23 protein-coding genes are annotated in these 20,679 nt (G+C 47.4%); 16 read left to right on the top strand and 7 right to left on the bottom strand.

The window, feature by feature from the left end:
- Window positions 1–139 precede the first annotated feature (139 nt).
- From B5Z18_RS19215 to B5Z18_RS19185, 7 genes are all read left to right on the top strand, one after another.
- The gene (locus B5Z18_RS19215; protein WP_079471758.1) at window positions 140–2,536 is read left to right on the top strand and encodes a S9 family peptidase; all 2,397 of its coding nucleotides are present in this window, start codon (window positions 140–142) and stop codon (window positions 2,534–2,536) included.
- Window positions 2,537–2,667: 131 nt separating this feature from the next.
- Window positions 2,668–3,546 carry a helix-turn-helix domain-containing protein gene (locus B5Z18_RS19210; RefSeq protein ID WP_079471117.1) on the top strand — a complete coding sequence of 293 codons (879 nt, stop codon included), beginning with the start codon at window positions 2,668–2,670 and terminating at the stop codon, window positions 3,544–3,546.
- A 15-nt stretch (window positions 3,547–3,561) separates the two neighbouring features.
- Window positions 3,562–4,023, top strand: a complete 462-nt coding sequence (locus tag B5Z18_RS19205) for a DUF983 domain-containing protein (protein ID WP_079471116.1) — start codon at window positions 3,562–3,564, stop codon at window positions 4,021–4,023.
- Window positions 4,024–4,245: 222 nt separating this feature from the next.
- Window positions 4,246–5,598, top strand: a complete 1,353-nt coding sequence (locus B5Z18_RS19200) for a TolC family protein (protein WP_235015966.1) — start codon at window positions 4,246–4,248, stop codon at window positions 5,596–5,598.
- 13 nt (window positions 5,599–5,611) lie between these two features.
- Complete coding sequence (locus B5Z18_RS19195) at window positions 5,612–6,841, top strand: efflux RND transporter periplasmic adaptor subunit (RefSeq protein ID WP_079471115.1); 1,230 nt, start codon at window positions 5,612–5,614, stop codon at window positions 6,839–6,841.
- The gene (locus B5Z18_RS19190; protein ID WP_079471114.1) at window positions 6,838–7,587 is read left to right on the top strand and encodes an ABC transporter ATP-binding protein; all 750 of its coding nucleotides are present in this window, start codon (window positions 6,838–6,840) and stop codon (window positions 7,585–7,587) included. Before B5Z18_RS19195 ends, B5Z18_RS19190 begins: the two co-directional genes overlap by 4 nt.
- 12 nt (window positions 7,588–7,599) lie before the next feature.
- A complete protein-coding gene (locus B5Z18_RS19185; protein ID WP_079471113.1) occupies window positions 7,600–8,820 on the top strand; it encodes an ABC transporter permease in 1,221 nt (406 codons plus the stop codon).
- A 4-nt stretch (window positions 8,821–8,824) separates the two neighbouring features.
- Here the strand turns inward: B5Z18_RS19185 and B5Z18_RS19180 are convergent, their stop codons facing one another.
- The 3 genes from B5Z18_RS19180 to B5Z18_RS19165 form a co-directional block, all read right to left on the bottom strand.
- A complete protein-coding gene (locus B5Z18_RS19180) occupies window positions 8,825–9,151 on the bottom strand; it encodes a hypothetical protein (RefSeq protein WP_133256261.1) in 327 nt (108 codons plus the stop codon).
- Between the two features lie 108 nt (window positions 9,152–9,259).
- Window positions 9,260–9,553, bottom strand: a complete 294-nt coding sequence (locus tag B5Z18_RS19175) for a hypothetical protein (RefSeq protein WP_111579877.1) — start codon at window positions 9,551–9,553, stop codon at window positions 9,260–9,262.
- Window positions 9,554–9,976: 423 nt separating this feature from the next.
- Window positions 9,977–10,372, bottom strand: a complete 396-nt coding sequence (locus B5Z18_RS19165) for a nuclear transport factor 2 family protein (protein WP_079471109.1) — start codon at window positions 10,370–10,372, stop codon at window positions 9,977–9,979.
- 142 nt (window positions 10,373–10,514) lie between these two features.
- On the opposite strand from B5Z18_RS19165, the gene B5Z18_RS19160 reads away from it, so the two are divergent.
- On the top strand, window positions 10,515–11,513 hold the full coding sequence (locus B5Z18_RS19160) for an AraC family transcriptional regulator (protein WP_079471108.1): 999 nt from the start codon (window positions 10,515–10,517) through the stop codon (window positions 11,511–11,513).
- On the opposite strand, the gene B5Z18_RS19155 is transcribed toward B5Z18_RS19160, so the two are convergent.
- The gene (locus tag B5Z18_RS19155; RefSeq protein ID WP_079471107.1) at window positions 11,501–12,088 is read right to left on the bottom strand and encodes an SMI1/KNR4 family protein; all 588 of its coding nucleotides are present in this window, start codon (window positions 12,086–12,088) and stop codon (window positions 11,501–11,503) included. The genes B5Z18_RS19160 and B5Z18_RS19155 overlap by 13 nt on opposite strands.
- A 146-nt stretch (window positions 12,089–12,234) precedes the next feature.
- Between B5Z18_RS19155 and B5Z18_RS19150 the strand changes: the two genes are divergently transcribed.
- Window positions 12,235–12,516, top strand: coding sequence for a hypothetical protein (locus B5Z18_RS19150; protein WP_079471106.1), 282 nt, complete (start codon window positions 12,235–12,237; stop codon window positions 12,514–12,516).
- Window positions 12,517–12,576: 60 nt separating this feature from the next.
- Here B5Z18_RS19150 and B5Z18_RS19145 read toward each other — a convergent pair whose 3' ends face one another.
- Window positions 12,577–13,422, bottom strand: coding sequence for an AraC family transcriptional regulator (locus B5Z18_RS19145; protein WP_079471105.1), 846 nt, complete (start codon window positions 13,420–13,422; stop codon window positions 12,577–12,579).
- Between the two features lie 86 nt (window positions 13,423–13,508).
- On the opposite strand from B5Z18_RS19145, the gene B5Z18_RS19140 reads away from it, so the two are divergent.
- The 7 genes from B5Z18_RS19140 (at window position 13,509) to B5Z18_RS19110 (ending at window position 18,259) form a co-directional block, all read left to right on the top strand.
- Window positions 13,509–13,916, top strand: coding sequence for a DoxX family membrane protein (locus tag B5Z18_RS19140; protein WP_079471756.1), 408 nt, complete (start codon window positions 13,509–13,511; stop codon window positions 13,914–13,916).
- On the top strand, window positions 13,906–14,850 hold the full coding sequence (locus B5Z18_RS19135; RefSeq protein WP_079471104.1) for a polysaccharide deacetylase family protein: 945 nt from the start codon (window positions 13,906–13,908) through the stop codon (window positions 14,848–14,850). Before B5Z18_RS19140 ends, B5Z18_RS19135 begins: the two co-directional genes overlap by 11 nt.
- A 78-nt stretch (window positions 14,851–14,928) precedes the next feature.
- A complete protein-coding gene (locus tag B5Z18_RS19130) occupies window positions 14,929–15,870 on the top strand; it encodes a helix-turn-helix domain-containing protein (protein ID WP_079471103.1) in 942 nt (313 codons plus the stop codon).
- Between the two features lie 86 nt (window positions 15,871–15,956).
- Window positions 15,957–16,697 carry an SDR family oxidoreductase gene (locus tag B5Z18_RS19125; protein WP_079471102.1) on the top strand — a complete coding sequence of 247 codons (741 nt, stop codon included), beginning with the start codon at window positions 15,957–15,959 and terminating at the stop codon, window positions 16,695–16,697.
- Window positions 16,698–16,753: 56 nt separating this feature from the next.
- A complete protein-coding gene (locus tag B5Z18_RS19120) occupies window positions 16,754–17,506 on the top strand; it encodes an SDR family oxidoreductase (protein ID WP_079471755.1) in 753 nt (250 codons plus the stop codon).
- A gap of 13 nt (window positions 17,507–17,519) precedes the next feature.
- Window positions 17,520–17,867, top strand: a complete 348-nt coding sequence (locus B5Z18_RS19115; RefSeq protein ID WP_079471101.1) for a hypothetical protein — start codon at window positions 17,520–17,522, stop codon at window positions 17,865–17,867.
- Window positions 17,864–18,259, top strand: a complete 396-nt coding sequence (locus B5Z18_RS19110; protein WP_079471100.1) for a hypothetical protein — start codon at window positions 17,864–17,866, stop codon at window positions 18,257–18,259. The genes B5Z18_RS19115 and B5Z18_RS19110 overlap by 4 nt, the downstream gene beginning before the upstream one ends.
- Here B5Z18_RS19110 and B5Z18_RS19105 read toward each other — a convergent pair.
- Both B5Z18_RS19105 and B5Z18_RS19100 read right to left on the bottom strand, forming a co-directional pair.
- Complete coding sequence (locus tag B5Z18_RS19105) at window positions 18,253–18,813, bottom strand: 2'-5' RNA ligase family protein (RefSeq protein ID WP_159454360.1); 561 nt, start codon at window positions 18,811–18,813, stop codon at window positions 18,253–18,255. The two genes, B5Z18_RS19110 and B5Z18_RS19105, sit on opposite strands and share 7 nt — an antisense overlap.
- A 295-nt stretch (window positions 18,814–19,108) precedes the next feature.
- On the bottom strand, window positions 19,109–20,653 hold the full coding sequence (locus B5Z18_RS19100) for an FAD-dependent monooxygenase (RefSeq protein WP_079471098.1): 1,545 nt from the start codon (window positions 20,651–20,653) through the stop codon (window positions 19,109–19,111).
- Window positions 20,654–20,679 lie beyond the last annotated feature (26 nt).

The following is a 20,679-nucleotide window of genomic DNA, read 5'->3' as shown; positions in this document are numbered from 1 at the left end:
TGATGTTTGCAAAGGTAATAGAACTTTTTATTCTTTTTATCTTTTTTTAGGGAGATGGATAACGCTTATCATTTTCTGCTTTGCGAACTGTGGCAATAAGTTTATTTTGGCCGGATTGCTTATTAACATCAACTGCTATATGAGAAAACTTATTCTGTCATTATCCTTATTCATCACTTTCCACACCTATGCGCAAGATGCGCTGAAGTACCAGACTCCTCCAAAGAGTATCCTGGAACTGGCGATGGCAGCCCCTTCGCCATCAACGGACTTTAGCAGCAAAGGAGATTTGATGCTGATCATGGAGCGAACCAGTTACCCGACTATTGAAGAATTATCGCAACCGGAATACAAATTGGCGGGAGCGCGTATCAACCCGGCTAACTTTGGTCCCAGCCGCGCAGGTTACATCACCGCTATCCGTATTAAAAATATTAAAGGCAACAACGAATACGCGGTAACCGGCCTGCCCGCCAATGCACGCATCGGCAATATCAGCTGGTCGCCATCACAGAAAAGCATTGCTTTCACCCTCACAGACAACAGCCGTATTACTTTATGGAAAGCGGATGTTGCTACCGGCGCCGCCACACAACAAAGCACCCGCGCCCTCAACGATATTGCAGGCCCGGCATTTACCTGGATCGATGATAACCGCATCCTGGCACTGGCCGTACCTGCGGCTATTGGCAAAGCACCGCAGAAACCAGTGGCTCCGGCTGGCCCCACTGTACAGCAAACCTCCGGTAAAGCCGCGCCGGCAGCCACTTACCAGGACATGCTGAAAAATCCATACGACGAGCAGTTGTTCGATTATTACTTTCAGTCCGAACCAGTGATTATCAGCGCTACCGGCGAACAGGTAATCGGTAAACCCGCTATTTATGTAACAGCTTCCCCATCGCCGGATAATCAATACCTGCTGATGGAAAGTTTGCACCGTCCATATTCCTACCTGGTAGGCGCCCACCGTTTTCCTACTGAAGTAGAGATATGGAAAATGAATGGCGAACTGGTAAAGAAACTCGCCAGCAACCCGCTGGATGAAGTGCGTCCCAAAGGTTTTGATGCCACCAGCAACTATCCCCGTTACTTCTCCTGGCGCAACGATGCACCAGCCACTATCTGGTGGGTACAGGCCCTCGATGGCGGCGATCCTAAAAAGGAAGTGCCCTTCCGCGATGTAGTGAATACCTTGCCAGCTCCCTTCAGCGCCACGCCGCAGGAACTGGTGAAAACAGTGAACCGCTTTGCCGGCATCAGTTGGGCCAACAACCAGCTCGCACTGGTATCTGATGCCAACAGCACGCAGCAGAAAGTAAAGGTGAGCCGTATAAACCCTGCTAACCCTTCGCAGGCGCCGGTTACGCTGATCGATCGTTCTGAAAACGACCGTTACAACGATCCGGGAACCCCTGTAACTATAAAGAACCAATACAACCGATCTGTATTATACGTGTCGCCTTCGCATGAACTGCTGATGACGGCGCCAGGTGCTTCTCCTGAAGGAGACCGCCCATTCCTGTCTTCTTTTAATTTAAATACCGGCAAACAAAATATCCTGTGGCGCTCTGCTGCGCCTTACTACGAGCAGGTGGCCGATGTGATTGATCCTGCCAGGCTCGTGGTAGTGACAGCACGTGAATCGGTTTTATCTCCCGTAAACTACTACCTGCAAAATCTGAAAAAGAAAACATCCGTGGCGCTCACGGCATTTCCTCATCCACAACCACAACTGAAAGGCGTGCAGAAACAACTGCTGAAATACAAACGCAAAGATGGGGTGGATCTCACCGCTATGTTATACCTGCCGGAAGGCTATGACTCCGCCAAAGACGGCCGCCTGCCGGTGCTGATGTGGGCTTATCCACGCGAATATAAATCTGCCAGCGATGCTGCCCAGGTACGTGGTTCTGCCTATAGATTTACCCGCGTAAATTATGGTTCGCCTATCTTTTGGGTAACCCGCGGCTTTGCGGTAATGGATGCTACCGAAATGCCTATTGTAGGGGAGGGCGATAAAGAACCCAATGATACTTTTATCGACCAGCTGGTGATGAATGCGGAAGCTGCCGTAAACAAGATCACGGAAATGGGCGTGGGCGATAAGGACCGTATAGCAGTGGGTGGCCATTCTTACGGCGCCTTTATGACTTCTAACCTGCTGGCACATACGAACCTGTTCAAAGCAGGTATTTCCCGCAGTGGCGCCTATAACCGTACTTTAACACCATTCGGATTCCAGAACGAACAACGCACCTACTGGCAGGCGCCGGAAGTGTATTATAAAATGTCGCCTTTCTCTTATGCCGATAAGTTGAAAACGCCTATCCTCCTCATTCACGGGGAAGCCGATAATAACTCCGGTACATTCCCTATCCAGAGCGAACGACTGTACAACGCCATTAAAGGCAACGGCGGTACGGCGCGCCTGGTATTCCTGCCACAGGAAAGCCATGGCTATGCCGCCCAGGAAAGTATCCTGCATATGCTGTGGGAAATGGACGAATGGCTGATGAAATATGTAAAGCAATAAAGATCGCTCCTGTAATATCTGTGATGATCCGCCCGGATCATCACAGATATTATCATCATAAGTAAAAAGTACCATTAAAGCCCCTAATACCACAACCCCCGTTCCCACTTCCTTTGTACCTTTGTTGCATCATGTCAAAGGCGCTCATTCCAACATACGATATCTGTTCTCTGGCTATGGGAAAGCCGGCATCTGAGGATATACTGGTGGCCAGGTTTTCAGATTACCTGGCAGCACACCGGGATATTCATTTCCCACACCGGCATTCGTTTTATCATCTGGCATTTTTTACTGCCGGGAGTGGAAGCCATACGATCGACTTTGAAAAATTCCCGGTAAAGCCGGGGCAATTATATTTTATGGTACCCGGCCAGGTACATAGCTGGTTTTTTTCCGGTGAGATAGAAGGTTACGTAATGAATGTATCTGCCGGGTTCTTTAATGCTTTCCTGCAGGATGCGGACTACGTGGAACGGTTTCCTTTTTTCAGCGGGGTGAGTGCAGAAGGAGTGGTACAACTTCCCAAAGCCGCCATTCCCGTGGTAACTGCGCAGTTTGAAGGCATGCTGAAAGAAATAAAAGGTGAGCAGGCTTACAGCCAGGATATGCTGCGGTTGCAGGTGCTGGGAATGTTTATCGCGGTAAGCCGCGCCAGCAGGCAGGGTGAATCGCGGCAGGAGTTGCCGCATAATTATGTGCTGCTGCGCAATTTCCGCAAACTGGTAGAACAGCATTATATGCAGTTGCGGTTACCGAAAGAATATGCTGCCCTGCTGTATGTAACACCTAACTATCTCAATGCCTTTTGCCGGCATATGTTAGGGAAATCGGCCGGGGAAATTATCCGCGACCGGGTACTGCTGGAAGCAAAACGATTATTAATCAATGCAGATATGAGTATTGCCGCTATCGCCTACCAGCTCAATTTTGCGGACAATTCTTACTTCACCAAGTTTTTTAAAAAATACGCAGGAACAACACCGGAAGAGTTCCGGAAAAATATTTCCTGATAAATCTTTCATTATATGTGTGCAGATAAAAATAATGTAAAACCCAACCTGCTGAAAAGCCTGTTGGGGAACAAGTGCGCCCGTTGCAGAAGAGGGGCTATCTATACTACCCAAAATCCCTATGACCTGAAAAACTGTTTAAAGATGCCCGATGTTTGCCCGGTATGCGGTCAGCCGGTGGAAGTGGAAGTAGGTTTTTATTACGGTACCGGCTATGTGAGCTATGCACTGTCCATCGCCGTATGCGTGGCCAGTCTTATCGCCTGGTGGCTGTTCATTGGCTTCTCCATTTACGACAACCGGATTTTCTGGTGGCTTGGCGTAAACGCCCTGCTGCTGATAATACTGCAACCCCTGCTGATGCGATGGTCCCGCACCATCTGGATGGCATTTTTTGTATACTACGACGAAAACTGGCACCAGGGCCCTCCGCAGGGCACCGGCAGATCAAACGCTACATTTAAGAACGCAATATAATAGGCCAACAGGACAGGCAAGAAGTCGATAGGACGGAGATGGTAATTTACGGATCTATGGAGAGAACAAACGGAGCACTTATCCGTTATTATCTTTCTATAGGTCCGTTTTTCGTTAATAAGGCAACGCCCCTGATGTATGAAGATAAATAATTTGTTATCTTGTATTGTCATTTGGCCCCTTATTCCAGTTGTAGCCTTTACTAACATCAATGATTATACGATGATGTTTTTCAGACAGCCCGGAAAGTTTCTACTCATTTTTATTTTTCTATTGTCAGTGAAGCCCCGGCTGAACGCGCAGGATAGCACCATGCTGCAACTCCCGGCACAATGGAATTTACAGCAGTGTTTCGATTATGCGCTGAAAAACAATATCCAGTTAAACAGCCTGCGCCTGAGCAAAATGAGCAGTGACCAGGATCTGTTGCTGTCACGCGCCGCAAAGCTGCCTAACCTTACCGGCTCGGTTTCCCAGGATCTTAATGGTGGTAAATCTGTCACTGCCGCCGGCAATTCTTCTTACAGGGTAAATACCACCGGCAACTATGGTGTTAATTCAAGTGTTACGCTTTTCCAGGGAGGATACCTGAATAATGATATTAAGCAGAAGAACCTGCTCACACAGGTGGCAGGACTGAATATTGCGCAGCAGGTGAATGATATCACGGTGTTGATTACACAAGCCTATCTGAATATCCTGTTGGCAAAAGAAAACATTGTATATGTGCAGGACGTGGTAGCCACCTCCGAAGCCCAGGTAAAACAAGGACAGCAACAATATGATGTGGGCAGCATCGCGCTGATAGGGCTGGTGCAGTTAAAGGCGCAGTTATCGAACGACCGTTACCTGCTGGTGACCGCCGAAAACCAGCACCGGCAAAACAAGCTGGTGCTGAAACAACTGTTGCAGCTACCCAGCAGCTACAATTTTGAAATCCAGGAACCGGATACGCTGATCACCAACACCCGGTTGTATGCGTTGCAGGAAGTACAGGACTCCGCACTGGCAAACAGGCCGGAAGTAAAAAGCAGCGAGCTGGGTATCCAGGTGTCCAACCTGGACCTGGCAAAGGCGCGGGCGGGGTATTTGCCCACGCTTACAGCAGGAGGGGCATTGGGATCTTCTTATGTTAGCGGAGGAGCCAACAGCGCCTATTTCAAGCAAATGGATAATAATTTTTATCAGCAGATAGGGCTCACATTGTCTGTTCCCATCTTCACCCGGCGGGTCGTGAAAACCAATGTGGAGAAAGCAAAAATAGAAGTGGATCAGTCGAAGCTGGTTTTACAGGATACCAAAACAAATCTTACACAAACTATTGAACAATCCTATATCGATGTGCTCAATGCGCAATCGCAGTACGATGCTGCTGTGGAGCAGTTGAAATATTCACAGGAAGGTTACCGGATTGCCAGCGAACAACTGAAGGTGGGCGCTGCCAATATCGTGGTTTTTCTTCAGCAGAAGAATTTATATATACAGGCATTACAATCTTATATACAGGCGAAATACAATGCTGCTCTGAACATCAGGATATATGATTTTTACAGGGGCATACCGGTAAAACTATAAATGTAATTGAGGTATGAGAAAATATAAAGGTGTTATCATAACGGTGGTGATCATACTGCTGCTGGTGGCGATCTGGTTTTTCTTTATCAGGAAGAAAGAAGAACCGGTTAGGTTTGATACCGCCAAACCGGAATACGGGCACATTGCCACTACGGTAACCGCCACCGGCACCATTCAGCCGGTTGATACGGTAGCGGTGGGTACCCAGGTGTCCGGTACGCTCAAATACCTGTACGTGGACTTTAACACCCAGGTAAAAAAAGGACAACTGCTGGCGGAACTGGATAAAGATCTTTTCCAGGCACAGGTAGACCAGCTGCGGGCCAACGTGCAGGTAGCGCAAACTAACCTGGAATACCAGAAGAATAATTTTCAGCGGCAGGAGCTGTTGTATAAAACAGGCGCCATCAGCAAAGCGGATTATGACATTGCTGCCAACCAGATAGGACAGGCCAAAGCAAATCTTGCCAGTGTAAATGCCCAGTTGAATTCATCATTAAAGAACTTCTCCTTTACAGAAATCCATTCACCGATCGACGGCGTGGTACTTAACCGGAATGTAAGCGTAGGACAAACAGTAGCCGCCAGTTTCAACACGCCTACTTTGTTTGTAATTGCAAAGGATATCACCAAAATGCAGGTAGAAGCCAGTGTGGATGAAGCAGATATTGGCAATGTAAAAGATTCACTTCGTGTAACCTTTACCGTAGATGCCTACCTGGAAGATGTTTTTGCCGGGCGTGTGCAGGAAATCAGGCTGCAGCCCTCGGTTTCTTCCAATGTGGTTACCTACAATACCATTATCAATGCGCCGAATGACAACAGGAAGCTGAAACCAGGTATGACCGCCAATGTTACTATTTATACGGCAGAGAAAGACTCTGCCCTGCTGCTGCCTGTAAAGGCGCTTAAATTTATTCCCGACTCCGTACAGTTAAAGGATTATGTGATACAAAGCGCAGTGAGAAGAACCCGCAATGCTGCGCAAACAAAGGATACCACGGGCGGTAAGTTCAAAAGCACCACCCGCATAGGTTCCTCCAATTATGTATGGATACTGCGCGGGGATACGCTGGTTCAAAAACATGTGAGAACAGGACTGAACGACAATACACATATTGAAGTACTCTCAGGGCTAAACGAAAATGATATTGTAGTGACAGGTATCACAGCCGGGGGAGCCGTAGCGGCAGCGGGTGGTACCAGTCCGTTTTTACCAAAAATGGGAGGGCGAAGACGATGAGCAGCAACAAGATATTGGAACTACAGCAGATCAAGCGTGAATTTGTGATGGGGACGGAAACGGTACGCGCATTAAAGGGCGTGTCTTTTGACGTATTTGCCGGGGAGTTTGTCACCATCATGGGAAGCAGTGGTTCCGGAAAAACCACGCTGCTCAATATTCTCGGCTGCCTCGATAAACCTACTTCGGGCAGTTACCTGCTGGATGGCGTGAATGTGAGTGGCCTGTCGCGCAACGAACTGGCGCGGTTGAGGAATCATAAAATAGGATTTGTGTTCCAGGCATACAACCTGTTACCACGTACCTCTGCATTGGAAAACGTGGAGTTACCGCTGTTTTACAACCCGGAGCTATCTGTGCAGGAGCGGCGCGACCGGGCACTGGGCGCCCTCCAGGCGGTGAAGCTGGCAGACCGGGAAGATCATACCCCCAGCCAGCTTTCCGGCGGACAACAGCAAAGGGTAGCCATTGCGAGGGCGTTGGTCAATCAGCCGGTGATGATCCTGGCCGATGAAGCCACCGGTAACCTGGATACCCGTACTTCTTACGAAATCATGGCCCTGATGCAGGACCTGAACCAGGAAGGCAAAACGATTGTATTCGTTACACACGAACCGGATATAGCGGCATTCAGCAGCAGAACGGTGATGCTGCGCGATGGAAAAGTGGTGAAAGACAGCAAGAACGAAAACGTACGCTCGGCAAAGGAAGCACTGGCAGCATTGCCTCCGGCCGAAGACTATTAACTAACCGAAAGCATGAGTGCAATCAATCTCATAATGATAGCGTTAAAGGCGTTGCAGCGTAATAAGCTGCGGGCATTCCTGACCATGCTGGGGATTATCATCGGTGTAGCCGCCGTTATTGCGATGGTGGCTATCGGGCAGGGTTCAAAGGAAAGTATCCAGACGCAACTGAGCAGCATGGGGTCTAATATGATCACCATTTTGCCCAGCAGTAACGTAGCCGGTGGGGTAAGAATAGGAGGAGAGAGCTTTCAGTCGCTTACCATTGCAGACGTTTTAGCCATACAAAAGAATGCGGAATATGTAAGCGCAGTGTCGCCGGTGGCGTCTACCAAAGGACAGGCCATTTACGGGGCGCTGAACTGGCCTACTTCCCTGCAGGGAGTGGCCCCTTCTTATTTTGATATCAGGAAGCTTACGGTGAACGATGGCATCAGTTTTTCTGATGCCGACGTGGCTACCGCCGCAAAGGTGTGCGTATTGGGCCAAACCGTGATCAAGAACCTGTTTCCCAGTGGGGAAAGCCCCGTAGGAAAGGTGATCCGCCTGGGTTCCATCCCGTTACAGGTAATAGGTACGCTGGCGCCAAAAGGACAAAGCTCTTTCGGGCAGGACCAGGATGATATTATCCTGACACCATACACTACCGTGCAAAAGCGTATCCTGGCTACCATTTATTTCCAGAGTATTTATGCTTCCGCGGTGAGTGAAGGCGCTTCTGATCAGGCTACCAATGAAATTATAGACATCCTCAGAACCACGCACCGGTTGCGGCCTGCCGACGAAAATAATTTCCAGGTACGAACAATGGAAGAGCTGATAAAAACGCTGAGTTCCACCACCAGTTTGCTCACTATCCTGTTAACCGCTATTGCCGGTATTTCGCTGGTGATTGGTGGTATTGGTATCATGAACATTATGTATGTATCTGTTACAGAACGCACCCGGGAAATAGGGTTGCGTATGTCTATAGGCGCCAGGGGCATTGATATTTTACTGCAGTTCCTGGTGGAAGCCATTATTATTAGCGTAACGGGTGGCTTAATAGGGGTGGTGCTGGGGATTACATCTGCCAAAGTAATTACGCTCACGCTTGGCTGGCCTACGCTGGTATCGGAGTCTTCTATTATCCTTTCTTTTGTGGTTTGTGCTTTTACGGGGGTGTTTTTTGGCTACTATCCGGCGCAGGCGGCGTCCCGGCTGGATCCTATTGAAGCCTTGCGTTACGAGTAATTATTTACGCGTTACAGTCGTACGGAACGGCAATGCCCTCTGCGATCCATTTTATAAAAGCGCTTTCTCTTTCAAATTGCAGCAGGTTAAGCTGGTGCCCGGTGATATCTTCCAGTGAAAAACCATCGGCATGGGTTTCGATGGCCTGCCGGGTGGCTAGTTCCTGTTCGGTGCTGTAGTGTCCAAGCAATTTTTTGAGTTCAAACACCACGCTGTCGGAGGTGTCGTTGGCGTGGATAACCGCTACCACAAATTCGTATTCCCCAAATTGCTGCAGCGCTGCAATGGTCCTGGTATTTACCTTGTAACAGGTGCCTGGTTTCAGTTGCATAAGCGGGTATTTATTGGCAATATGAATATACGTAACAATATCTGTTTTTACCGGCAACAAAAAAGCCGGCAGGTTTCCCTGGCCGGCTTACTTTATGGCAGTGTAGATCTAGTCTTTTTTCTTGTCATGTATCTGCGATTTCTTCAGATACACCTTTTTGCCTTTTCCGTCTACAATGTATTTCCTGTCTTTTTTATCGATGTAAACGGTTTCTCCGTTGGGGCCTTCCTTGCCTTTAAAGGTTTTATCTGTAATGGTGGAGGCTCCTTTAACAGCTATAGAGGCTGTTTTGTTCCCTATTTTTTTGGCGGTACTATCAATTCCTTGTGCAAATGTGTGCTGGCCGGCCAGTGTTACCGCTACGCCTATGGCCGCAGCTATCAGCAGTTTTGGAGTTTTCATGTTTATTGTTTTTAATTTTAGTTTAAAAAAAATGATTGCCTGACGCTGGTTATTATTCAACAATAATGCCACTTGATTTGTTTATTGAAATACAGTTTTTTACAGATGTACTTTTTACCGTATTGCTGGTACATACCGGGGATTTTCCCGGGACGGGGTCATTAAAATTTCGTATATTCATTTACGGTAAGCCCTCTGCCTGTGAAGTAATCGAAAGGTCTGTATCTATCTGTTCCTACACCTCACAGGGAGAATTAAAGTAACGCGTAGCTGTAACATAACCGGTAGTTGATTTCTCCTTATTAACTGATGCTAAAAAAAATGACTGTTATCCGTAACAGCAGGGGGATTATTTATGCATAAAAAAACACCTTCCGGACTGCCCGTAGTCCGGAAGGTGTTGCCCGTGTTGAATGCTTACAATTAATTGCCCCAGAAAGTATCTTCCTGACTGATATCTTCCGCATATATTTTCGCTGCCACAATTTTACCATCTTCTACCGTATATACGTCTACGTTATCTGTATGCAGTTCTGCCCCCGGCCGGGATGCTTTCCAGGTAATTACTACAGACGCCTGGTTGCCGTTCACCGCAATGGTTTTGATGGCCGACAGGGACATCGTATTTTGTGATACTTCAAACATACCGCCTACCATCTGGAATACTTCCCCGCTGGACTTTTTGATACCGGAGAAGCGGTTGCTGCCCGGTTGTTCCCAGCTTACTTCGGGGTGTAGCAGTGCGCCTAATTTTTCAAGGTTTACCTGTTGTACGGCGTTTACAAAATCGGTTACTACCTGTAATGTTTGCTGTTCCATTTTTATACTTTTTAGTTGTTGATGAATTGATAATGCAAAGCTATTACCCGGCACCTCTTTATCGTTTACCTTTACACGACAATTACTTACCATTTGCCGACATGATGATTTTTGTAAACACCGTACGAAATACCTTTGCTATATGAAACAGCTGGTATTAAGTATTATCGCATATGCTGTGCAGCGGGATGTAGATGCGGCACAGCTCTGTAAGCTGGCCGGTATTGATCTGGCAGCACTGAAAAAAAGCCATACTGCGCCTGTTACTGCGCAGCAGTTGCAGGACCTGTGGCTGAATGCGGCCCGGCTAACCAACGATCCCCTGTTTGGATTGCACTTCGGTGAATCCCTGCAACCTGCTGCGTTGGGGGTGGTGGGAGAAATTATCCGGAGCAGCGCTACCGTGGGGGAGGCATTAACGCATGCCGCGGCGCTAACACACCTGGTAACGGACCAGTGCCGGATGGAAGTAACCCGCTCCGCTAAAAATTTCACGGTGCGGCTGCTGCCGGCGGTCGACTATGGCGCCGCGCCGCCGTATGCTTTCCGCCAACTGATTGATCTTTTACTGATGATGGTGATTCACGAACTGGATGGCTTGCTGCTGGAGAAAATAGTGCCGCAGGCAGCCCGGCTGGCTTATACCGTTCCTGACCCGGCTGAATATGAGCGCGTTTTTCGTTGTAAGCCTTCAAAACGGGTGGGAGACTATGTATTGGTATTTGACAGCAGGTATTGGGACGAACCGCTGTTAACGGCCAATTATGAGCTTCAGAACCTGCTGCTGCAAAAGGTAAGCAGTTTACCTCAAACGGCTGGTCAGCAGAAAACCTTACAAAACAGGATCTACAATTACCTGCTGGCCAATTCATACCTCGGTGTGTCGTCGCTGAACGACATGGCGGCTAACTTCAATTTGAGTCCCCGGAGTTTACAACGTAAACTGAAAGAAGAAGGTGTAAAATATCAGGATATTGCAGATGCGGTGCGGCATTCACTGGCGGTGTATTATATTTCTTCCGGTAATTACCCCTTGAAAGATATTTCCTGGATGCTTGGTTATAATGAGTTAAGTGCTTTTACAAGGGCTTTCAAGCGGTGGACAGGCAGTTCGCCGGTACAGTATAATCAATCGTTGTAGTTCAGGAAGGTGTCTTTATGCACGATTCCCCATTTCTTTACAAAAATATATTCTCCTTTTTCCAGGGCGGTGAGATAATCCTGCAGCCATTCTTCAAAAGAACCGGCTACAATGGCCCGGTGACTGTCGTCGTGCCAGAACGTAATCACTTGTCCGCGTTTACCTTCCGGTGCAGGGTCCAGGTCAATACAAAGGTGATTACCAAAGCCATCGCCGGTAAAAGGGATCCATAAAGGATTCCACCAGTCGTTTTTTATGCCGGTATCCGGTGTGGAAAGTACGGGTTCGTCATGATAGTTGAAAGTTCCGGCATCCAGCAGGTCTTTCCAGTGATGCCACTGGGTGGTGATGTCTTCCACGCTCAGCAGTTGATCAGCGTCTACCAGCCCGGCCCTGGCTTTCTGTTGTCCGTTGTGAATAGCATAAAATGCTTTAAAGGAAGCCGGCATGGCCGTTCCTATTAGTTTTTCAAGAGATTCCACCGCCTCAAAAGTAACGCCGGGATGGAGGATGTTAAGCAACCTGGGGGCGTGCTGCTGCATCCAGTTCTCCCATCTGAGCCAATATTGCTGCATATGGTATGGGTTTTAACGACTATAAAGATGTGAAATTTAATCAATAAATTTATTCATTCCCACTGCATGTTTTTTATAAGCTAATTATCAATAATTTTGTAGCTCTTGAAAAGAGTACAACATCATTAAAAGTAAATAACTCCTTTATGGCACAGTTACCTAAATTTCTGATTGCAGACGATCCTGTAACAGATCCGGAAAATGAATATATTTTTCATACCGAGAAACCCCGCTTCTTTGCCAAACGGGTAGAAGAAGATGAAGAAACTGCCTACATCGATATCATTCACGAAATCGATAATGTAGAGGAATTCTACAGAAGCGCTCCGGAAAAGAAACAGGAACTGCTGGAACAGCTGGAAGACTGGTACTACTCTTACATGGAGTGGCTGGAAGATGACGGTGAGGAAGAAGAAGACGAAGAATAGTAACAAAGAAAAGGTATTGTAAAAAAGCGTCCGCATACTGCGGGCGCTTTTTTATGCCCGTCAGTTATCCTGCGCCTGCAGCTCTTTCCGGTAAGCAGAAGGATTTACGCCTTTATATTTTTTAAACATCCTGTTCAGGTGACTTTCGTCTGTAAAGCCCAGTTCATCCGCAATTTCTCCCACCCGCATACTGCTGTACTGCAGCCTTGTTTCCACCAGCTTCAGTTTATATTGGGTGATATACTGCTGTAAGCTGTCGCCATTGTTACGTTTGAAGTATTCGCTCAGATAAGTTGGCGAAATATTAAAGTGGGACGCAATCTGCTCTGCACGCAGCTTTTCAGGGGTGTAAATATTTTCGTGGATGTAATGCAGTATATTCATGGAAGCATCCTGCCTGGCGGGATGTTTGGGTTGTTCGGGCATTTGCAGCAGGATATTCCGGGCAATCACCATGATCATGGTATTAACAATCTGCTGGGCCATTTCCCGGTGATAGGGCTGCTGGTTCACCAGTTCGCGGATCAGCGCTTCTACCAGTGATTTCACCAGCGGCTTATCATTTTTATTTTTTAAGATACACCCCGGCATGTGGTTATGATTCTGGAAAATAAATTCCAGCTGCTGTATCCAGTCTTTATGCTGATTTTGCAGGTAGATGTTATTGAAGCGGATGAAGAAGAATTTGGTGGATTCCTGTACATCAAACGAGTGGCAGTCCTGCGGCATTACCAGGAACAGTTTTCCCGGGCTGTATGGTAGCTGGTTCTTATTCACACACTGCATCCCACTGCCTTCCACAATATACACCAGTTCAAAAAAGTTATGTTTATGCGGATCTATCGGGCATTCTGTACATTCGCGGTATTCTATCTCAAAAGGCTGATATAAGTTCTCTTGTAACATACCTGCAAAATTACAGAATGATCCTAAAAAAGTACAAATTATTTCCCGGGATCTGCCTGATCTTTGTGTCACAAAAAATCAAACAAATGGAAAACAACCCTATCGTATTTCTATTGCTCCGGCTGGCGGTAGCTGCCAGTATGTTTGGCCACGGCCTGGTAAGACTCCCTAAGCTGAATGGCTTCAGCGCCTGGATGGTAAAAAGCTTTGAAAAGTCCATGCTGCCCGACCTGCTGGTGGTACCTTTCAGCTATGCTTTACCCATTGCCGAATTTGTAATCGGGCTACTGCTCCTGCTGGGCTTATTTACCCGTGCTTCCCTTATTGGCGGCGGCGCAGTAATGATCATCCTGATATTTGGCACCGCTATGATAGAAAACTGGGAAGCATTGCCCTCCCAGCTGATCCACGCGGCCTTCTTCGCGGTACTGCTGGCCTTTATCCAATACAACACCATCGCTGTTGATCATCTTATAAAAAATAATGGCTACTAGAAAAGAATTCCTGAAAACAGCCGGGCTCGCAGGACTGGCAGGCATGGTACTGCCGGGAACTGTACTGTCGCAAACAAATGCCACGCCGGCAGCTAAGTCCGGCCCCGGATGGGCCGATGGCTCCCGCCTGGTGGTATCGGTGTCCATGCAGTTTGAAGCCGGTGGTCAGCCCGACAGGCCCGAAAGTCCCTTCCCGCAGAACATGCTCAACGGCTATAAAGACCTTCCCGCCACCACCTGGTACGAGTACGGCTTCAAGGAAGGTATCCCCCGCATGCTGGATAACTGGGACAAACACGGTATTAAAGTAACCTCCCATATGGTAGGCAGCGCGGTGGAAAAACACCCGGCCCTGGCGAAAGAGATTGTACAGCGCGGACATGAAGCCGCCGCACATGGCCGCGACTGGTCGTCGCAATACATGCTGCCCTATGAAGAAGAAAAACAATTTATCAGGGATGGCGTGGAAGCAGTAAGAAAGGCCACCGGCGTAACACCGGTAGGCTACAACGCCAACTGGCTGCGCCGCGGCGATAATACGCTCAACATCCTGCAGGAACTGGGCTTCCTGTATCATATCGATGACCTGAGCCGTGATGAGCCTTTTATCACTAAAGTGAATGGCGGCGACTTTGTAGTAGTGCCCTACACTTTACGCTGTAATGATATCCAGCTGGTAGCAGGCCAGTGGTTTTCTACCGATCAGTTCCTGCAACAGATAAAAATGGAATTTGACCAGTTGTACGAAGAATCTGCCCGCCGCAAACGCATGATGTCTATTAGTTTCCACGATAGAATAGGAGGTACCCCGCAACTGGTAAAGGCCACCAGCGAGTTGTTTGCCTATATGAAGAAGCATGCCGGCGTGGCGTTTAAAAGGAAAGATGATATTGCGAAGATGGCACTGGCGGATAAGAATACAATCAGGGAGTAGTGGGGTGTGAAATTAAATAGAAAGGACAGGCATTACCCGCCTGTCTTTTTTATTTAATTTCACATAAAGCAACACCGGATGTCAGAAAAGAAAGCACGCCAGGAAGAACGGATCATATTTAACAACCTGCTGGAACAGTATCTCTACCAGGGTTTGCCGGTAGACAGCATCGACGCGAAGACCGCCTTTACCATTCATAACCTGAAGGACATTCATCTCGAGCTGCCTTATACCTCCATTGTATACCGTACTAATTTCTTTTCTTTTGTTTTTGTGAAAGATGCGATAGGCAAGTATACCACCGATGAGCAAACTTTTAACACTTCTCCCGGAACTATTTATTTCACTAACCCGGGGCATTTTAAGTCTTTCGAATGGAAGGAGATCCGCGATGTACACCTGGTTACACTCAGCGAATCTTTTCTCAAAGAAAATGTACATCCGAAGATCTTTGAGGAATTCCCTTTTCTACTTGCGGAAACCGTTCCGCCCAGAACGTTGCAGCCGGAAGTGTTTGCGGAGTTTGAACAATTATATCTGCAGATAGAAAAGGAATATTTTTCCTCTTCTACCTACAGAACGCGGATGATAGGTAACCTGTTTGTGGTGCTGCTGCTGAAGATCAAAGAATACTTCTGGGAAGACTATAATCCTATCTATGAAGGTAACCGCAGCTCGCAGATTGTAAAACAGTTTAAAAGAACCCTGGAGCAGCACTACCGCGACCTGGTAAACGGAAAGGCGGATAAAGTATTCAGGGTACAGGATTATGCAGCTGCACAACACCTGCATCCCAATTACCTCAGCAATGTGATTAAAAGTAAAACAGGAAAACCCATAGGTACCTGGATTTCGGAGAAAACTATTACCGAAGCCCGTACATTGTTACAGCATTCCCCGGCGTCTATCAAACAAATAGCTGGTCAGCTGGGCTTCACAGAGGCTACGCATTTCAGTAATTACTTTAAGAAGCAAACCGGTATTTCCCCCGTTTTATACAGAAAGCAACATACATCTTAGATATTTGTAACTATTAGTGTAATTCTTATACTTTTCAGGGCGGCCGTTGATTCATCTTTGTGTTATCAAAATAAAAACACAAAAACATGAGCACTTTAAAAGATAAGATCATCCTGGTTACCGGTTCTTCAAGAGGTATTGGCGCTACTATTGCCCGTCAGCTGGCGGTTGCTGGCGCGAAAGTAATTGTTAATTACGCCGGTGGTAAAGATGCCGCGCAACAGGTAGTGGAAGACATTAAACAACAAGGCGGCGACGCCATCGCCCTGCAGGCGGATGTAAGCAAGAGCGAAGAAGTGAAAGCCCTGTTCGACGCAGCTATCGCGCATTATGGCCGTATTGATGTACTGGTGAACAACGCCGGCATCATGATCACCAAACTGATTAAGGATACTACCGATGAAGAATTCACCCGTCAGTTTGATATTAATGTAAAAGGAACTTTCAATACCATGAGAGAAGCCGCTACCCGCCTGGCCGACAAAGGCAGTATCATTAACTTCTCCACTTCTGTAAACCGTATTATGCTGCCTGGATATGGAACTTATGTAGCCACTAAAGCAGCAGTGGAACAACTCACCCGCGTATTCTCCAAAGAAGTAGGCGCCCGGGGTATCAATGTAAACTCCGTTTCTCCCGGCCCCACTAACACAGAATTATTTACCAATGGTAAATCAGAAGAAGTGATTGCCCGCCTGGCTTCCCTTTCTGCCTTCAACCGCATTGGCGAACCCAATGACATTGCACAGGTAGTGGTATTCCTCGCTGGTGACGACGCTAAATGGATCAGCGCACAGAACATCGGTGTAAATGGTGGCATGGCCTGATGATCAGGCATCCTTCTTTCAATACATCTCTCAAAAAAGTATTAAATACAAGTATTATGAACAGCTTAAAAAATAAAGTAGCGCTGATCACAGGATCAGCCAGGGGATTAGGTAAAGCCATTGCAGAACGCTATGCTGCCCTGGGCGCGGATATAGTGGTTAACTATTCAAAAGATAAGTCGTCTGCCGATGAAGTAGTGAGTAACATTACTGCTATGGGCGCCCGTGTAATAGCCGTACAGGCAGATGTAAGTAAAGTAGCCGACCTGGAGAAATTATTTGCAGCGGCAAAAGAGGCATTTGGCAAGATAGATATAGTAGTGGCCAACGCAGGTATTGAAATGGTGGAAGTACCGGTAACAGATTTTACAGAAGAACAGTTTGACCGCGTATTTTCTATCAACACAAAAGGAACTTACTTTACCATGCAGCAGGCCGCAAAACATGTAGAGAACAACGGCCGCATTATTTATATCGCTTCCAGTACCACTTCTTTCCCGGTTCCCGGTATGGCTGTTTATGGTGGCAGCAAAACCACTCCAAGATACCTGGTAGATATTTTATCAAAAGAAATAGGACATAAAGGAATTACCGTAAATTCGATTATCCCTTTTGCAGTAGATCACTCCGGTATTTTTGTGGACCCGGCAGCTTATCCTGAACTGAGAAAACAATTACTGGATAGCTGCCCGATGGGAAGACTCGCAGAAGTGGAAGATGTAGCTAACCTGGCAGAGTTTTTCGCCAGCGATTTATCTTCTTTCGTTTCCGGTCAGCACCTGCTGGTGAACGGAGGCGCCACTAACTAAAAAATCTACCACTATGATAATTAAAGTACTCAATGCCGTTCTGATAATTTTTACTGTATTCATGGGCCTGAAACAAGGACTTGCTATGATTGGCCAGAAGCCGGAAATGATCACCATGTTCAGCCGGTGGCACTTTAGTAAAACAGCTATCATCATCAATGGAGTGGTAACAGTGTTGAGTGCTTTAATGATCCTGTTTCCCAGAACGTTTTTGTTGGGTAACTTCCTGATGGCAGCATCTATCCTGATGATCATCTGTTTTTCTTTGTATGGGCGTGATCTGAAAGGTGCTGCTATTGAAGTGCCTTTCTTTCTCCTGAATCTTGTTATCATTTATCTGCAACATCCGCTCGCAAAATGAAAGTATTGTTATTGGCAATTATCGGCTTCCTGCCGGTGATACTCTTTGCACAGCAAAACAATCGTACCATGAACACAGATAAACTCACTCACGCAACCGTGAAGCAGGCCATCAATGCCCTGCAAACAAACGACAGCAAAGCATGGTTTGCTTTATTTACCGATAAGGCAGAAATGTTTGATGATGGAAATAAAATGGATTTCAAATCTTTCTGGCAGAAGGCCGTTGGTCACGAACGTTTTACCAGTATTGATAAAGTAGAGAACAACGGACTGGACGTATATGGCCGGTTTCACAGCGATCAATGGGGCGATTTTAAAACCTATTTTAAGTTTCATATCGATAAAAACGGTAAGATTAACCGGCTGGATATCGGGCAGGCGAGTTATTGAGCGGATAATAATACTTCAAAGAGTTTATCATACTGTCTAGCGCCAGGTATTTTCTTTAGAATAGTAATTTGCGTGCATAGGAAGGAATCATAATAATTGAATGGGGAGAGATCAATTTTGCGAAGCTTATGGTGTGGTACTTCTTTTACAATGGTCATGTGTGGTGTTATCCTGGGCGTTTTCCGTTTAAGCGCTTTAAACAGTGATTTATGAAGCTCAATTATCGGTTGAGGGTTACTGATCTGTAATACCAGTGAATCGGAAGTATAGCCGTGCCGGAAAATGTCGTAGCCATTCAACTGCACTTCAAAAGACGGCAAAACAGCTACTGCACTTTTAACCAGGTGAATGATCCGGGTATCATCCTCTTCTGATGTGAATTTTAGGAGGGAGATATGGGCTTTCAGATATTGTTCGTGTTTTGCCTCCGGGATGAAATCATACACCTTGTTCTCCATGATTTTGACATGATCCACTATGTTACGGGGTGGTGAAATAACAACAGCATAGGATACCATTGTGGTAGGAATGGTATCCAGCGGAAATAAGGTCAACTGGTCAGGATTATGGCGGCGTGGCATAACTTAATAACAAAGCAGGTGCGGGGTTGGTTTGGTGAGGAAGATAGCAGGCGCAGCAGTATTGGTAGTGCATAGATAGTGCATGGATAGTGCATCAATAGTGCATGAGGAGTGCATGAGGAGTCCATGCGGACAGTATGGGAACAGTATGGTGACTGTATGGATAGTGCATAGATGATCCATGACATACGCAGGTCCTAAGTATCGGAGATGTATCCGGGAAGTAATAGTCCCATTATTCAGCTTTTTCTAATGCCTGCCTCCTGAATTACAAACAAAACCAGCGACCGGCGGCCTTTTGAAGTTCGTTGTAATCCTGCCCGTTATCAGAGGCCCATGCGATAACCCCATCCGGGCGTACCAGTACAGCGCTCAGGCCCAATTGTTCCTTCGCCCGGCCAGCAACATACCTGATTTGGTCGCCATATTCACTTGCCAGAGCTTCAAGTGAGGGATTCACAGCGAAGTCAAGCAGCATCCCCTGGCCATCGTGCATGAGTTCACCAATCCTTGTTCCGTCTTCCAGTTCAAAGTTGGGAAGGCTGTGGCCTGCAAGAGGGTGGTGCTCATCCAGGTTGTAATGCGTGGCAATGCCCCATACTCGTCCTGCGATATAGGTAGCGCCATCGCGCGTATTGATGAGGTCGCGGATAATTGCATGCAGCGCATGCGCGCCGGGGTCTGGTTTCATGATGGCCACCTGTGCGCGTGACCAATCCAGCACCTGGACACCAATTGGGTGCCGTTCGGTATAATAACTGTCTAACAAGCCTTCCGGCGCTTTGTGTTGAATGGTTGCGGCCAGCTTCCAGCCCAGGTTCATGGCATCGCCCAGCCCCAGGTTGAGTCCCTGGCCACCTAATGGCGAGTGAATGTGCGCGGCGTCGCCGGCTAAAAGTACCCGTCCGTTGCGGTACGTGGTGGCCTGCCGTGCCCGGTCAGTCCAGGTGGTTGCAATATGAAGGGCGCTGATGGTCACGTTGGTGTTTGAGATGCGGCGTAGCACCTCCTGCACATGTTCCAGCGTGATTGGCTTCTTTGAATGATGAAATGCCCCGCCATCAAAATCCTGCATTAATAAGTAACCCGGTTGCGATTGCATGTACATGCCTCTTGGTGTTACATTCCGGCCCGGGTTGAGCTTTTCCGGGTCGGCAATGTCCACCTGCGTGGAGTAGCCGGTAAATTCCGGCTCCGTACCGGCGAATTCAAAACCGCCGGCCTTGCGAACAGCACTACGACTGCCATCGCAGCCTACGAGCCATTTACTTTGAAAAGATTGGTCGCCGGCCAGCACTGTTACTTCTTCGGCGGTTTGATGAAAGCCGGTAATGGCAAGCCCGCGTTTGATGCTTACTCCCAGGGATGCTGCGCGGCGGGCCAGCACCGTTTCAAGCTCGGCTATTTCAGAAATCAGATTGGTATCAGTGGAACCTGGCAGGCGATATTTCCATTGTGAGACATCAATATTGCCGTCAAGAAACGGAATGCCGGCGAAGTGCCCTCCCTGTCGGCGTGGCCCCTGTACAGCATTTGAGTGGGGATTTTTAAGACGCTTATGTATCTCCAGTTCATCGAGCAATCCACGGCGGTAAAGCGCTTCAATAGTAGGCGCTGAAAGTCCCCGTATCCCGAATGGAAGTTGCTTCAATGGCGAGTGTGGATCTTCTTCTTTTTCCAGTATCAAAACTGAACATTGGGCTAAGGCCAGTTCACAGGCGAGGAAAAGGCCTACCGGGCCGGCCCCGGAAATGATTACATCGTAAATAGTATGATTTTGTGCAGATGTATTGCTTTCAGATGTTGCTTTCATTTAGTATGATTGAAGCACAAAATTCT

The organism is Chitinophaga ginsengisegetis (genome assembly GCF_900168065.1).
GTDB classification, from domain to species: domain Bacteria; phylum Bacteroidota; class Bacteroidia; order Chitinophagales; family Chitinophagaceae; genus Chitinophaga; species Chitinophaga ginsengisegetis.
The sequence above is the reverse complement of the archived record's forward strand: the minus strand, read 5'-3'. Positions and strand labels throughout refer to the sequence as shown.